This is a genomic window from Azospirillum agricola (assembly GCF_020005195.1).
Classification (GTDB): domain Bacteria; phylum Pseudomonadota; class Alphaproteobacteria; order Azospirillales; family Azospirillaceae; genus Azospirillum; species Azospirillum agricola.
Genome location: NZ_JAIFZR010000002.1, coordinates 395,119 through 409,127, shown reverse-complemented (window position 1 = coordinate 409,127; position 14,009 = coordinate 395,119). Strand labels below are relative to the sequence as shown.

The window sequence follows — 14,009 nt, the reverse complement described above, 5'->3', positions numbered from 1 at the left end:
GACCCATGACCACGCCCGCTCCTTCCGCCAATCCCGCCGTGGTCGCCAGCGTGGCCTATTGCAACGGCTGCCGGGTCGCCGACGTCCCGGTCGCCGAGGCTGGAGCCTGGGCGGCGCGTGAGGGGCATTTCGTCTGGATCGGCCTGCACGAACCGGACGAGGCCCTGCTGATGGAGGTCAAGCGCCAGTTCGGCCTGCACGAGCTGGCGGTGGAGGACGCGCTGCACGCCCACCAGCGCCCCAAGGTGGAAATCTACGGCAACAGCCTGTTCATGGTGCTGCGCACCGCGCGGCTGGAAAAGGAGGCGCTGGTGCTCGGCGAGACGCATGTCTTCGCCGGGCAGGGCTATGTCGTCACCGTGCGGCACGGCGCCTCAAGCAGCTATTCGCCGGTGCGGGCGCGCTGCGAAAGTTCCCCTCAGTTGCTGAAGCACGGTGAGGATTTCGTCGTCTACGCGGTGATGGACTATGTGGTCGACTGCTACTTCCCGGCGCTCGACCAGATGGGCGGGGTGGTGGAGGAGCTGGAAGCGCTCCTGATGACCCGCCCGCCCGGCATGGCCGAGATCGAGCGCATCCACCAGCTCCGCCACGACCTGGAACGCCTGCGCCGCGCCGCCTCGCCGCTGCTGGAGGTCTGCTCGCGGCTGGAGCGCTTCGACCTGCCGATGATCGACGCCGACATCCGGCCCTATTACCGCGACGTGCAGGACCATGTGATCCGCGTCAACGAGCAGATCGGCTCGCTGCGCGAAGTGCTGTCCTTCGCCTTTGAAACCAGTATGATCCTGGCCGCCGCGCGGCAGAACGACGTGACGCGCAAGCTGGCCGCCTGGGCCGCCATCCTTGCCGTGCCGACGGCCATCGCCGGCCTCTACGGCATGAATTTCGAGCACATGCCGGAGCTTCACTGGCGCTACGGCTACCCGGCGGTGCTGGCGGTCATCGCGGTGGTCTGCGGCGCGCTGTTCGTCCGCTTCCGGCGGACGGGCTGGCTTTGATGGGGATGGCTGTGAAGGATGGGGCGAGGATGAGCGACCCGAAGGACGCGCTGCGCGCGCTGCTGGACACCTATCTGCGCTGCCCGGTCGAGGCGGCGCGGGCCGAGCTGGACAGCGCGCTCAGGGCCTACCAGACCGACTGGATCCGCGCGTGCGCCGGGGCCGACGCGCCGCCCCCGCCGGCGGCGGGCCCGCCCGCCCGTCCGGCGGTGCCACGGCCGAAATTCCCCATCGCCGCCGCCGACCTCGACGTGCTGAAGCGTCTGGCCGACGGCTGGGCCGGGACCACGGCGGAGGTTTCCCGCTGGGCGTGGTTTGAGAACCGCGAGCTGGTCACGCTGGAGCCCGATACGGCCGGCGAGGGGGCGGGAGACGGGCCGGAGCGGCTGCGCCTGACGCCGGCCGGCTGGGCGGCGGTGGGGCGCACCCCGCCGGCCTGACGCCGTCGCGCGGCGCCGCGTCAGTTCACCGGCGGCAGCGCGAAGATCTGGCCCGGATAGATCATGTCGGGATCGCGGATCTGCTCGCGGTTGGCGGTGTAGATCGTCGTGTAGAGCATCCCGTCGCCGTAGGTGCGCCGGGCCAGCCGCCACAGGCTGTTGCCCGGCTGGACCACCACGTTGCGCCCGTCCGTCAGGTTGGCCGGCAGGGGCGAGACCTGGACCGGCAGCTCGGCGCGGGCCAGGACCTTGCCGCTGTCGCTCACCTGGTCGGCGCGCAGGGTGTAGAGGCCGGGGTCGATCAGCTTCTCCGGGCTCAGCCGCCACTGCCCTTGCGGGTCGGTGTGGGCGCGGCCGACCAGGATGTTGTCGAGATAGAGCTGCACCGCGCTGTTGGGCTTCGCGCGTCCGCCGAGCGCCACGCGCCCGGCCGGGTCGTAGTCCATGGTCTCCACCGACACGCCGCCCGGCGGGGCCGGGGCGCCCTGGCCCGACGTCTGGTCCGGGACCGGCGGGGCCTGGAGCAGCGAACTGCCGCCCATGTTGCCGCCCATGCCGCGGGTCGGGCCGGGCGTCAGGCCGTCGCGCGGCACCGCGACCGCCAGCGCCGTGGCGGGGGGGCTGGCCATGGCGTTGGCCGAGGCCGTGGCGGGGGCCGGCGGGTCGGGCACGACGACGACGACGACCTTCTCGGCCGGCACCGGGGCTTGCGTGCCGGGGCGGGTCTCGCTGAGATTCAGTTCGCGGGTGCCGGGGGCGAGCGGCTGGTCGGGCAGCATCACCCATTCGCCGCGCCCGTCCGCCTTGGCCGAGCCCAGCGTCCGGTCGCCGTCCTGGACCGTCACCGAGGCTCCGGGCGCGGCGCGGCCGGCCATCACCGTCGCGCCGTCCGGCGCCACCCGCACCACGTCGAAGCTGGGGGCCGCCGGCTGCGCGGGCGCGGCCGGAACCGCGGCGGCAGCGGCAGCGGGGGGCGACGGCGTCGGGGGCGCCTGCTTGAGGGCGATCATGGCTGGCTGGGGAACGGAGGATTCCCGCGGCCACAGGCCATAGGCGGCGACCGCCGCCAGCAGGGCCAGGGCGGAACCACCGAACAGCGCGCTTTGCTTCACCTTGGAGACCCTTCCGGCGACCGGCCGCGTCTGGCCGTTGCCGTCAACTATAGCAGAAGGGGATGCGCCAAAAGAACAGCGCCGACGGGGCGTCCGCATCATCCCCCGGAGTTCCGAAAGGGGAGTTCCGAAAGGGGAGTACCGGAAGGTGAGCGCGGAAACGGGCGTCACTCCAGCGCCGGCACCGTCCGCAGGTAGGCGGCGATGGCGGCGCGGTCCTCCGCCGTGAGCTTGGAGGTGCTGTTGCGCACCACCTCGGCCATCGCCCCGCCGGCGACGTCGCCGTCGGGCAGCAGCCCGGTTTCCAGCATCAGCGTCAGATCGCCGTCCGACCAGTCGCCGAGCCCCTTCGGGTGCGGGGTGATGTTGGGCACCTTGCCGCCGTCCGGCCCCTGCGGGTTGCCGGCGAGGTAGCGGTCCCCGTCAAGTCCGCCGAGCATCGAGCGCGGGCTGTGGCACTCCGCGCAATGGCCGAGCGCGTCGACCAGATAGCGCCCGCGGTTCCAGGCCGCCGGCTTGGCCGGGTCGTCGGGCAACGGTCCAGGCGTCAGGTACAGCCATTGCCAGGCCGGCAGCAGGAACCGCCAGGAGAAGGGCGGGGCGAGGTCATGCGGCTTGTTGGCGACGGCGACGGCGGGCTGGCTGAACAGATAGGCCTTCAGGTCCAGCAGGTCGCGGTCGGTCATCCGGGTGTAGCTGGCGTAGGGGAAGGCGGGGAACAGCGCCGCCCCGTCCGGCCGGCGGCCCTCGCGGAAGGCGCGGACGAAGTCGGCGTCGGACCAGCGTCCGATCCCGTTGGCCGGGTCGGGCGTGATGTTCGGGGTGAAGAAGGTGCCGAACGGGGTCGCCAGCGCCCGTCCGCCCGCCAGCGGGGCGCCCGCGGGCGCTCCGTCCCTCTCCGGGGCGGTGTGGCAGCCGAGGCAGCCGGCCGCTTGGAAGACGTAGGCGCCGCGCGCGACGGCGCCGGCGTCGGGGGAGGCCGCCTGCGCGCCACCCGCCCGGAGGAAGCCCGTCCAGAGGAGCCCCGTCCAGAGGAAGATGGACAGGGTCAGCGCAAGGCCGTGGGCCGTGGACCGGAGCGGGCGGTGCATGGCGGTCACTGCTTCTTGACGCGGAAATCCTCGTGGCAGCCGCCGCAGGTCTTCGACGTCGCCCCCAGCGCCTGGGCGATCTGCGCGCGGTCGCCGCCCTTGATCGCCGCCTCCAGCTTCTCGGCGGCGGGCCGCATCGCGCTCCAGCGCTCCTGCGCGGTGCTCCAGCTCGCCCACAGCTCCGGCTTGGCGGCGCTGTCGGACACGCCGACGGCGGTGCCCTCGGGGAAGATCGCCTTCGGGTCCATCTTCGCGACCGCCAGCACGGCGTCGGCGCCCTTGGCGGCGTCCTCGGCCGTGGCGCCCTCGTTCTTCACGAACTTGGCGACGGCGCCCATGCCGCCGCCCAGCTTTTTCATGGTCTGCTGGCGGTCCTTGACCTGCTCCGCCGGATCGGCGGCGCCGGCCGTTCCGCCGAAGGCGGCGAAGAGCAGCCCGGACACGCAGGCGGCAGCAAGGGCGTTGACGACGCGGTTGTTCATGTGGTCCCTCCCGGTGATACCATGGCCATGACCGGCCGGCTCCGGTGATGACGCCGGGTGCCGGCCGGTTATTCCGTCGGTCCAACAAAGAATTCGTCCGCGCCCCGCGTCCCGTCAAGCGAGCGGTTCCGGTTCCGGGCACGAGAAAGGTTGAGTCGCGATGAAGACCCTGTCGTCGGTGTGCGTCTATTGCGGGGCGTCCTCCCAGGTCGCCGATATCCACAAGCAGGCGGCGCACGCGCTGGGCGACGGTCTGGCGCGCCGCGGCATCCGTCTGGTCTATGGCGGCGGCCGGGTCGGGCTGATGGGCATCGCCGCCGACGCGGCGCTGGCCGCCGGCGGCGAGGTGGTCGGCATCATCCCCGAGCACATCCAGTCGGCCGAGGTCGAGCACACCGGCCTGACCGAGCTGCACGTCGTCGACAGCATGCACACCCGCAAGCGGATGATGGTGGAGAAGTCCGACGCCTTCGTCGTCCTGCCGGGCGGCCTCGGCACGCTCGACGAGGCGTTCGAGATCCTGACCTGGAAGCAGCTCCAGCTCCACGACAAGCCGATCGTCATCGCCGACGTCGACGGCTACTGGCGGCCCCTGCTGGGTCTGGTCGACCACATGGTGGCGCAGGGCTTCGCCCGCGTCGACCAGAAGAAGCTCTACGCCGTCGCCGACCACATCGACGGCGTGTTCGACGCGCTGGAGGCCTCGCCCCTCGCCCGGATTCCGACCCAGCCCCGGAAGCTCTGACGCCGGGAAGAAGTCCGGCCCGAGGGCGTTATCCCCAGACTTCCCAGTCTGTGGATAACTTCTGTGCACAGCTTTTGCGGAGGAGTTCTCCCCTTCGCACAGCGTTCCCGTTCCGTTTCTGCTACAGTGTCCCGCATGAGCAACCAGACCTCCTCGCTGTTCGATCCCCGCCCGCAGTCCGCCGTGAAGCCGACGGCGGAGTACCGCACCCCGCCCAACAACGAGGAGGCGGAGCAGGCGCTGCTCGGCGCGATCCTGGTCAACAACAAGGCCTACGAGAAGGTCGGCGAGTTCCTGCGGGCGGAGCATTTCTACGACCCGGCGCACCAGCGCATCTTCGCCGCGATCACCAAGATGATCGACCGCGGCCAGATCGCCAACCCGGTGACCCTGAAGTCGTTGTTCGACAACGATCCCGAGCTGGCGGTCGAGGGCGGCAGCGCCTATCTGGCCGATCTGGCGGCGAACGTCGTCACCGTGGTCAACGCCGGCGACTACGGCAAGACCATCCACGACCTGTTCATCCGCCGGCAGCTGATCGAGGTCGGCACCGACATGGTGAACGAGGCGTACCGCCACGACCTCGACGTCACCGCGCTCGACCAGATCGGCGAGGCGGAGAAGCAGCTCTTCGACCTCGCCTCGACCGGCGACGTGCAGGGCGGCTTCGTGGCGTTCGGCGAGTCGGTCAAGCACGCCATCGCGACGGCCGAGGTGGCGTTCCGCCGCTCCAGCCACGTCACCGGCGTCACCACCGGGCTGATCGACATCGACCGCAAGCTGGGCGGCCTGCACCCGTCCGATCTGGTCATCCTCGCCGGGCGCCCGTCGATGGGCAAGACGGCGCTGGCCACCAACATCGCCTTCAACGCCGCCCGCGCCCACATGCGCTCGACCGGGCAGGAGGGCGGGGTCGTCGGCTTCTTCTCGCTGGAAATGTCGGCCGAGCAGCTTGCCACCCGTATCCTCGCCGAGGTGGTCGAGGTGCCCGGCGACAAGATTCGGCGCGGCGAGATCCGCGACAGCGACTTTCCGAAATTCGTCCAGGCCAGCCAGGATCTGGCGCGCTGCCCCTTCTACGTCGACGACACCCCGGCGCTCTCGGTCTCGGCCGTCCGCACCCGCTGCCGCCGGCTGAAGCGCACGTCGGGCCTGAACATGGTGGTGGTCGACTATCTCCAGCTGCTGCGCGGCTCGTCGGCGCGCGGCTCGGAGAACCGGGTGCAGGAAATCTCCGAGATCACGCGCGGCCTGAAGGCCATCGCCAAGGAGCTGGAAGTCCCGGTCATCGCGCTGTCGCAGCTGAGCCGCGCGGTCGAGCTGCGCGAGGACAAGCGACCGCAGCTCGCCGACCTGCGCGAATCCGGCTCCATCGAGCAGGACGCCGACGTCGTGATGTTCGTTTTCCGCGAACAGTATTATCTTGAGCGCGCCGAGCCCTCGCGCCGGCCCGACGAGAGCGACGACAAGTTCAACGACCGCTACCAGCGCTGGCAGCAGCGCCTCGGCGAGGTGCACAACACCGCCGAGGTGATCATCGCCAAGCAGCGTCACGGTCCGATCGGCACCGTCCGTCTCTACTTCGACGGCCAGTTCACCAAGTTCGGCGATCTCGACCAACGCCACCAGGACGACGAGTGACCGGGACGATGTCTGATCCCCTCCGGCGAGCCGCCGCCATCCTCACCGTGGATCTCGGCGCCGTCGTCGCCAACTGGATCCAGCTGCGCGACCGCGTGGCGCCCGCCGAGTGCGCCGCCGTGGTCAAGGCCGACGCCTACGGGCTCGGCGTCGCCCGCGTCGTGCCGGCGCTGCGCGACGCCGGCTGCCGGACCTTCGTCGTCGCCCAGCTCGAGGAGGCGCTGGCGGTCCGCGCCGCGTTGGGGCCGGACTCGGGCGCGCGGGTGCTGTCGCTGGGCGGGCTGCCGCAGGGCAGCGAGGCGGAGTTCCTCGCCAACCGCATCCTGCCGGTGCTGAACCATCTGGGCGAGATCGCCGCGTGGCGCGCCTTCGCCGGCGGTCAGGGGCGGGCGCTGCCGGCGGTCGTCCACATCGACACCGGCATGAACCGGCTCGGCCTCGGCCCCGACGAGCTGGATCGGCTCGCCGCGAATCTCGACTGGCTGCAGGGGGTGGACGTCCAGCTTTGGATGACCCATCTCGCCTGCGCCGACGAGTTCGACCAGCCGATGTCGGCCCAGCAGCATCTGCGCTTCCAGGACGCGCTGGCCCGGCTGCCCAGGGCGCTGGCCAGCTTCGCCAACTCGTCGGGCATCTTCCATGGCAAGCCCTTCCATTTCGACCTCGCCCGGCCGGGCTGCGCGCTCTACGGGGTGAACCCGACGCCGCACCGCGCCAACCCGATGGCCGGCACGGTGCGGCTCGACGCCCGCGTGCTTCAGCTTCGCAGCGTTGACAGCCCTATGACCGTTGGCTACGGTGCCGCCCACCGCGTGGAAGGGGCTGCCAAGATTGCGACCATCGCCGTGGGATACGCCGACGGATACCTGCGCTCGCTCAGCGGGCGCGGCCATGTGCATGTCGATGGCGTGCCGGCCCCCATCGTCGGGCGCATTTCCATGGATCTGATCACGGTGGACGTCAGCGGGCTGCCCGACGGCGCGGTCCGTCCCGGCGGGCTGGTCGAGCTGATCGGCCCCAACCGCCCGGTCGACACCGTCGCGGCGGAGGCCGGGACCATCGGCTACGAGGTGCTGACCTCGCTCGGCCGCCGCTATCACCGGGTGTACGCCGCTCCATGACCATCCGTGCCGTGCAGGCGGTCGCCGGGACGACCATGCCCATCATGACCACCACGACAACGATCCGGGCCTTCTGATGGGTTTCCTCGCCGCCACCGGCCGGGCCTTCCTGGTCTTCCTGGAAGCCACCGGCCGCCTCGCCATGTTCACCGGATCGGCCCTGTCGCACTGCGTGCGCCCGCCCTTCTACCCGCGCCAGATCCTGCGGCAGATGATCGACATCGGCTATTATTCGCTGCCGGTGGTCGGGCTGACCGCGCTGTTCACCGGCATGGTGCTGGCGCTCCAGAGCTACAGCGGCTTCTCCCGCTTCCAGGCGGAGGGCGCCATCGCCACCGTCGTCGTGCTGTCGGTGACGCGCGAACTGGGGCCGGTGCTGGCCGGGCTGATGGTGGCGGGCCGCATCGGCGCCGCCATGGCGGCGGAGATCGGCACCATGCGGGTGACCGAGCAGATCGACGCGCTGTCCACCCTGTCGACCAACCCGTTCAAATATCTGGTTGCGCCGCGCCTGCTGGCCGGGCTGACGATGCTGCCGATCCTGGTCGTCGTTGCCGACATCATCGGCGTCTTCGGCGGCTTCCTGGTCGGTGTCTACCGGCTGGACTTCAACGCCAGCAGCTACATCAACCGCACCTGGGAGTTCCTCCAGCCGATCGACGTCATCTCCGGCCTCGTCAAGGCGGCGGTGTTCGGCTTCATGATCGCGCTGATGGGCTGCTACCACGGCTACCATTCCAAGGGCGGCGCCCAGGGCGTGGGGGCCGCGACCACCAACGCGGTGGTGTCGGCCTCGATCATGATCCTGGTGTGGAACTACCTGATCACCGGCCTCTTCTTCTCGACCAAGTGAGCGCGACCGCCATGCCCTTGCCAACGATTGCGCCGAAGATCGCGCTTAGCGGCGTCCACAAGAGCTTCGGCCCCAAGCGGGTGCTGAACGGCGTCGATCTGGAGGTCGGCAAGGGCGAGTCGCTGGTCGTCATCGGCGGCTCGGGCACCGGCAAGTCGGTGATGCTGAAATCCATCCTCGGCCTGCTCCAGCCGGACAGCGGCTCGATCCGCGTCGACGGCGAGGAGACGACGAGGCTGCGCCCGCGCGAGCGGGAGAAGCTGCTGCACAAGTTCGGCATGCTGTTCCAGGGCGCCGCCCTGTTCGACAGCCTGACCGTGTGGGAGAACGTGGCCTTCGGCCTGATCCAGGGCGAGCACATGCCGCGCGCCCAGGCCAAGGAGATCGCCATCGCCAAGCTCGGCGCCGTCGGCCTGACCCCCGACGTGGCCGAGCTGTCGCCGTCGGAACTGTCGGGCGGCATGCAGAAGCGCGTCGGGCTGGCCCGCGCCATCGCCGACGAGCCGGAGATCATCTTCTTCGACGAGCCGACCACCGGCCTCGACCCGATCATGGCCGACGTCATCAACGAGCTGATCGTCCAGTGCGTGAAGGATCTGGGGGCGACGGCGGTCACCATCACCCACGACATGGCGTCGGCCCGCAAGATCGCCGACCGTGTCGCCATGATCTACCAGGGCCGCATCATCTGGACCGGCCACGCCCGCGACATCGACCAGTCCGGCAACGCCCATGTCGACCAGTTCGTGCATGGCCGCGCCGAGGGGCCGATCAAGATGCAGATCCGCGCGCTCTGACCTTCCCGCCCTGACCGCGGTCATCGGAGGGGCGGACAGGGGAACGGAGACGGCGTTCCGGCAGGCTTTTCCGGGAACGAAACGGGCGGCGGAGGCGTTGTTCCTCGGCCGCCCTCCCGCCCCGGAGTCCTGCCCTGAATCCCGACGCCGCCCTCGCTTCCTTCGACATCGACGAGGTGTTCCGGCGCCTGCGGATCGCGCTGGCCGGGCGGCCCAAGGCGGCCATGTTCGACCTGCGCGACCGCGGCTACCGCTCCCCCTTCGAGCAGCTCGTGGCCAGCCTGATCTCCGCCCGCACGCGCGACGAGACAACGCTGGCGGTCAGCGAGCGGCTCTTCGCCGAGGCCCGCACCCCCGCCGCGATGGCCGCCCTGCCGGAGGAACGGCTGGTGGCGCTGCTGAATGGCGCCACCTTTCCCGAGCCGAAGGCGCGCGACATCCTGGCGCTGTCCCGCCGCATCCTGGCCGAGCATGGCGGGACCGTGCCCGACACGCCCGACGCTCTGATGGCCTTCCATGGAGTCGGCCCGAAGATCGCGGCGCTGACGCTGGCGGTCGGCTTCGGCATCCCGGCGCTGGCGGTCGACATCCACGTCCACCGCATCACCAACCGCTGGGGCTATGTCGCCACCCGCACTCCCGAGCGCACGATGGCGGCCCTGCTGGCGGTTTTGCCGCGCCATTACTGGGTGGAGATCAACGAGCGGCTGGTTCCCTTCGGGAAATGGGTCTGCACCGGCGAGCGGCCGCGCTGTTCGGCCTGCCCGCTGCTGTCGATGTGCGCGCGGGTCGGCGTCACCCAGAGCCGGTAGGGCGCGGCTTCCAAGGGCAGCCGTCCGTTCCGGTGTGCCGTCCGTTCCGGTGTGACGGCGCGGGAGAGGCGGGCACGGTCCGGCCCTTCCTCGCTCGATCCTTTGGACGATCCGGCGTTCCGTATTACCCCTTTTGCCCCGCGCCGGATGTGTTGGGGGTAGCGGCAACACGAAAAGGCCGGGGCGGTCCTGCTTCTCTGTCTCTTCTTTCCCGCGATTTCGGAGATTTCTGTATTGGCGGCGTATTTCTTTGCGCATGCGAACAGGTGCGCAGCCTCCTCGCCTTCTCCCCGGCCCTTCTTTGAAGGCCGCGGCCTGCGACGACTGGGGATGGCCGTCGCACACCTTTGAATGCATTTTCATAAAATGCATTCAATTGCAGGGCTGTTGTGATCTTATAATTTCAGGATCGGCGGCCTATCACCATCGATAGGTTTATTTCAAAATCTGATCTGGCCACCATCGCCTCACCGACATCAAGCGCCGGGCAGGCCGAGGGCAGTCCACCGACGAGCGCTCCTGTTTCCTTGATGCCGGGCTCCTGTTTCCACGGGATTGTCGGAGAGTTGCGATGACTGTGATCTCCTATCCTGGCCGTCCCCTTTTTCCGATCCGCAAAATTACGACGGAGCGGCCCGCAGGCGGCGGCGCATCGACCGGGTGAAGGCCTGTCCACAGGCAGCGGCTCCAGCACCCATACCCCCGCCACTTCTGGAACCCAGGACGTCCGATGAGTCTTCTCGATCCCATCCTGGGCGAGCCGGCGGCGCGTTCCGACGCAGCCTCCCGCACGCCCGTCCGCCGTCCGTTTGCCTCCCGCCTGCTCGCCGATGCCACCGATCCGGCCAGCCCGGCCGGGGACGGGCGGACCCGGCCGGGCAAACTGATCGCCGTCGTCGGCGCGCGCGGCGGGGTGGGGGCGACCACGGTCGCCGTCCATCTGGCCGCCTGGCTGTCGGAGGCGCGCGGGCGCACCGCGCTGGTCGATCTCGATTTGCAGGGCGGCACCGTCGCCCTGGCGCTGCGCCTCAAGCCGGGCCCCATGCCGCGCGAGGCGGTGGAGGCCCCCGACCGCGTCGACGACCTGTTCATGGAGCGGGCGACGGTCGCCGCCCCGGAGCGGCTGGCGGTTCTGGCCGCCGATGAGCCGATCAAGGACGCCGTCGAGGTCGGCGGTCCGGCCGTGCAGGCGCTTCTGAACCGTCTGCAACTCCGCCACGACTACGCCGTCGTCGATGTCGGCCGTCCGCAGGGGCGGGCCGCCCGCGCCGTTCTGGAGGCGGCGTCGCTCTGCGTGCTGGTCGGCGACGCCAGCCGGCCGAGCCTGCGCGATCTGGTGCGGCTGCGCGCCGCCGCGCCGTCGAAGCCGGGGGCGCGGGTGATGACCGTGCTCAACCGGCTGGGAGCGCCCGGCGAACTGGCGATGGCCGATCTGGTGCGGACCCTGGGGGAACCGCCCAGCCACTGCCTGCCCTACCGGCCGGTTCCGCTGGCGGTTGCCGCCGGCATCGGCGAGCCGGTCTTCCGTCACTGCCGGCGCTTCCGCGAGGCGATGGCGTGGCTCGGCGCCGACGCCGCCGGCCGGTGAGTCCGCTCTCCGGTCGCGCCTCAGACGCCCGATGACAAGGCGGCCAGACCGCTCAGCACGACCACGTAGAGCGCCAGATCGAACAGCGGAGGGTGCCAGACCCAGCCGTAGAATCCGGCGGCGCGCAGGCCGCGCCGGAGCAGGCCCGAGAGGATCCAGGCCACCACCGCCAGGATCAGCAGGGGCGGCAGGAACAGGCCTTGGACGTCGATCTCACCGATCATGCGGTCACACCTTCCGGATGGGCGGGCGCCTGGAGCGCGATGGTGGGGAACAGGCTGCGGCGCAGGCCGGCGAGCGCCACCACGGCGCGGTCGCGCTCGGGGGACGGCGGCGCGGCGCCGACGCTCGACAGCGCCCCGTCCAGGCTGCCGAGCAGCTCCTCCGGCGGGGGAGAGGGGTGCTTGGCGGTATCCTTGGTTATCCGGGCGCGGAAATGGCCGGCGATGCCGCCGAGCAGCCGCTCGATCGCCGGGGCCGCAGCCCGGCCGAGCGCCGGGCGCACCCGCTGGAGCTCGACGACGTTCAGGCCGACCCGCAGATCGGCCACCGCGTCGATGGCCGCCGGATCAAGGCGCCGGCCGGGCTGCGGGCCGATCTGGGCGAAGCGGGCCGACAGCAGGCCGACGCGGTCGAGCATCCGGCTTTCGAAGCCGGTCGCCGCCGACGGCGAGCGCACGGCGGCGAGCGCCGCGATCTCCCGCCAGCCGGCATGCAGCAGGCGGCGCGCGCTCCAGGCGGCGCCGACCGAGCGGCACAGGCGGGTCACCTGCAACGCCGCGACGATGCCGACGACCTGCCCGCTGCTGCTGTTGAGGAAGGAGGCGAAGTCGGCGGTGTTGGTGTCGAGCAGGCTGAGCGAGCCGGCGACGCCGAACAGCAGCGCCATCGACTGCCCCATCAGCGCCGGGCGCGGGATGAAGCAGCCCAGCAGCAGGAAGGTCGGGGCGAGGGAGAGCGCCAGCATCGGGAAGCTGTCGGTGGAGGGCAGCACCACCAGCAGGTAGAAGGCGCCGATCGGCATCGACAGCAGGGTGAAGACCAGGAACATCCGGATTCCCGGCGCCGGATCGTCGAAGGAGGCGAAGAAGCAGCAGAAGATGGCGACCATCATCGCCGCCGCCGACCCCGACGACCAGCCGGTGGCGATCCAGAAGCCGGAGACCAGGACGATCCCGAGGAAGGCGGCGGCCCCCGACCACAGCGCCATGCCGCAATCGAGGTGGAAGACCCCGCGCGACCGGCCGCGCGTCAGCGGGTCGAGATGCGCCGGCAGGCTGTGGTTCCCGGAGCGGATGTGGGCCCGCAGCTCCCGGCAGTCGCGGTGGATGCCGACCAGCGTGCGCAGGCGCGTCACCAGGCCGAGCAGGGTGGCGCGGTGCCAGGCCGACGGATCGTCCCGATCGTCGCCCAGGACCGGGGCCAGCCGGTCGAGCGCCGCGCGCAGGGCGTCGGCCTGGGCGGGCGTGCCGGAATCGTCGGCGATCCAGCGTTTGACATCCTCCAGCACCGGCAGCAGGGCAGGGGGCAGGCCGCCGCTCCCGTCCCGGTCCCCGGCTTCGCGGAGCGCGGCCAGCCGCTCGCCGACCGCGGCCAGCACCGGCAGCAGATAGGTCATGCGGTCGGTCAGCGCGCGCACCGACCGGGTCATCCAGCGGACGTCCGAGGTGTCGTAGGGCAGGTGGGCGGACATCACGCGCAGCTCGGTGACGTCGCGGGCCAGCGTCTGGCGGTCGGCGGCGCGGGCGGCGTCATCGGCGCCGGACAGCGCGTCGAGCGTCCAGCGCTCCGCGTCGCGCAGGGTGGCGTCGAGCCTGGCGAGCAGCACCGGGCCGATGCCGCGCGGCAGCACGACGCTGTGGATCACCGTGGCGCAGAGGATGCCGAGCAGGATTTCCTCGACCCGCGCCAGCCCGGTGTCGAAGATGGTGTCGGGGCTGGTGACGGCCGGGAAGGCGATCAGCCCGGCCGTGTAGCCGGCCAGCATGAACAGATAGCTGCGCGGCGTGCGGTCGAGCAGCGAGACGAACAGGCACAGCCCCACCCACAGCCCGACCCCGAGCACCATCAGCTCCGGCGCGTCGACCAGGGCGACGGTCAGCGCCACCGCGGCGACGCTGCCGAGGATGGTGCCGGCGACGCGGTAGACGGCCTTGGAGCGCACGGCCCCCGACAGCGGGCCGGCGACCACATAGGCGGTCATCATCGCCCAGAAGGGGCGGGGCAGCCCCATGCCGAGCGCGATGTAGAGCGCCAGCATGGCGGCGGCGAAGGACTTGGCCGAGAAGATCATCTCGGCGGCGTTGGGCGGCTTCGGCATGACGGG

The 14,009-nt window shown here is 70.9% G+C and carries 14 protein-coding genes; 9 read left to right on the top strand and 5 right to left on the bottom strand.

Features of this window, described 5'->3' with window-relative positions; all coding sequences use genetic code 11:
• Window positions 1-5: 5 nt before the first annotated feature.
• Window positions 6-1,001 (top strand): magnesium/cobalt transporter CorA, encoded by a 996-nt coding sequence (gene corA, locus JN22_RS04725; protein ID WP_085552815.1) that lies wholly within the window; start codon window positions 6-8, stop codon window positions 999-1,001.
• Window positions 1,002-1,030: 29 nt separating this feature from the next.
• Window positions 1,031-1,441: a hypothetical protein gene (locus JN22_RS04720; RefSeq protein WP_085552814.1), complete on the top strand. Its 411-nt coding sequence runs from the start codon at window positions 1,031-1,033 to the stop codon at window positions 1,439-1,441.
• Window positions 1,442-1,461: 20 nt separating this feature from the next.
• Here JN22_RS04720 and JN22_RS04715 read toward each other — a convergent pair whose 3' ends face one another.
• From JN22_RS04715 to JN22_RS04705, 3 genes are all read right to left on the bottom strand, one after another.
• The gene (locus tag JN22_RS04715; protein WP_223677573.1) at window positions 1,462-2,553 is read right to left on the bottom strand and encodes a LysM peptidoglycan-binding domain-containing protein; all 1,092 of its coding nucleotides are present in this window, start codon (window positions 2,551-2,553) and stop codon (window positions 1,462-1,464) included.
• A 167-nt stretch (window positions 2,554-2,720) separates the two neighbouring features.
• The gene (locus tag JN22_RS04710; protein ID WP_085553423.1) at window positions 2,721-3,644 is read right to left on the bottom strand and encodes a c-type cytochrome; all 924 of its coding nucleotides are present in this window, start codon (window positions 3,642-3,644) and stop codon (window positions 2,721-2,723) included.
• A 5-nt stretch (window positions 3,645-3,649) separates the two neighbouring features.
• Window positions 3,650-4,126 (bottom strand): c-type cytochrome, encoded by a 477-nt coding sequence (locus JN22_RS04705; protein ID WP_085552813.1) that lies wholly within the window; start codon window positions 4,124-4,126, stop codon window positions 3,650-3,652.
• A 160-nt stretch (window positions 4,127-4,286) separates the two neighbouring features.
• Here JN22_RS04705 and JN22_RS04700 point away from each other — a divergent pair, with 160 nt between their 5' ends.
• From JN22_RS04700 to JN22_RS04670, 7 genes are all read left to right on the top strand, one after another.
• A complete protein-coding gene (locus JN22_RS04700) occupies window positions 4,287-4,871 on the top strand; it encodes an LOG family protein (RefSeq protein WP_085552812.1) in 585 nt (194 codons plus the stop codon).
• A gap of 135 nt (window positions 4,872-5,006) precedes the next feature.
• Window positions 5,007-6,512 carry a replicative DNA helicase gene (locus tag JN22_RS04695; protein ID WP_085552811.1) on the top strand — a complete coding sequence of 502 codons (1,506 nt, stop codon included), beginning with the start codon at window positions 5,007-5,009 and terminating at the stop codon, window positions 6,510-6,512.
• Window positions 6,513-6,520: 8 nt separating this feature from the next.
• Window positions 6,521-7,633: an alanine racemase gene (gene alr / locus JN22_RS04690; protein WP_085552810.1), complete on the top strand. Its 1,113-nt coding sequence runs from the start codon at window positions 6,521-6,523 to the stop codon at window positions 7,631-7,633.
• Window positions 7,634-7,709: 76 nt separating this feature from the next.
• A complete protein-coding gene (locus JN22_RS04685) occupies window positions 7,710-8,486 on the top strand; it encodes an MlaE family ABC transporter permease (RefSeq protein WP_085552809.1) in 777 nt (258 codons plus the stop codon).
• An 11-nt stretch (window positions 8,487-8,497) separates the two neighbouring features.
• A complete protein-coding gene (locus tag JN22_RS04680; protein ID WP_085553422.1) occupies window positions 8,498-9,283 on the top strand; it encodes an ABC transporter ATP-binding protein in 786 nt (261 codons plus the stop codon).
• 176 nt (window positions 9,284-9,459) lie between these two features.
• Window positions 9,460-10,095, top strand: a complete 636-nt coding sequence (locus tag JN22_RS04675) for an endonuclease III domain-containing protein (protein WP_223677572.1) — start codon at window positions 9,460-9,462, stop codon at window positions 10,093-10,095.
• A 730-nt stretch (window positions 10,096-10,825) separates the two neighbouring features.
• Window positions 10,826-11,683 carry an AAA family ATPase gene (locus JN22_RS04670; protein ID WP_085552807.1) on the top strand — a complete coding sequence of 286 codons (858 nt, stop codon included), beginning with the start codon at window positions 10,826-10,828 and terminating at the stop codon, window positions 11,681-11,683.
• A 20-nt stretch (window positions 11,684-11,703) separates the two neighbouring features.
• On the opposite strand, the gene JN22_RS04665 is transcribed toward JN22_RS04670, so the two are convergent.
• A complete protein-coding gene (locus JN22_RS04665; RefSeq protein ID WP_085552806.1) occupies window positions 11,704-11,907 on the bottom strand; it encodes a DUF1656 domain-containing protein in 204 nt (67 codons plus the stop codon).
• The gene (locus tag JN22_RS04660) at window positions 11,904-14,003 is read right to left on the bottom strand and encodes an FUSC family protein (RefSeq protein ID WP_085552805.1); all 2,100 of its coding nucleotides are present in this window, start codon (window positions 14,001-14,003) and stop codon (window positions 11,904-11,906) included. Before JN22_RS04660 ends, JN22_RS04665 begins: the two co-directional genes overlap by 4 nt.
• Window positions 14,004-14,009: the final 6 nt, after the last annotated feature.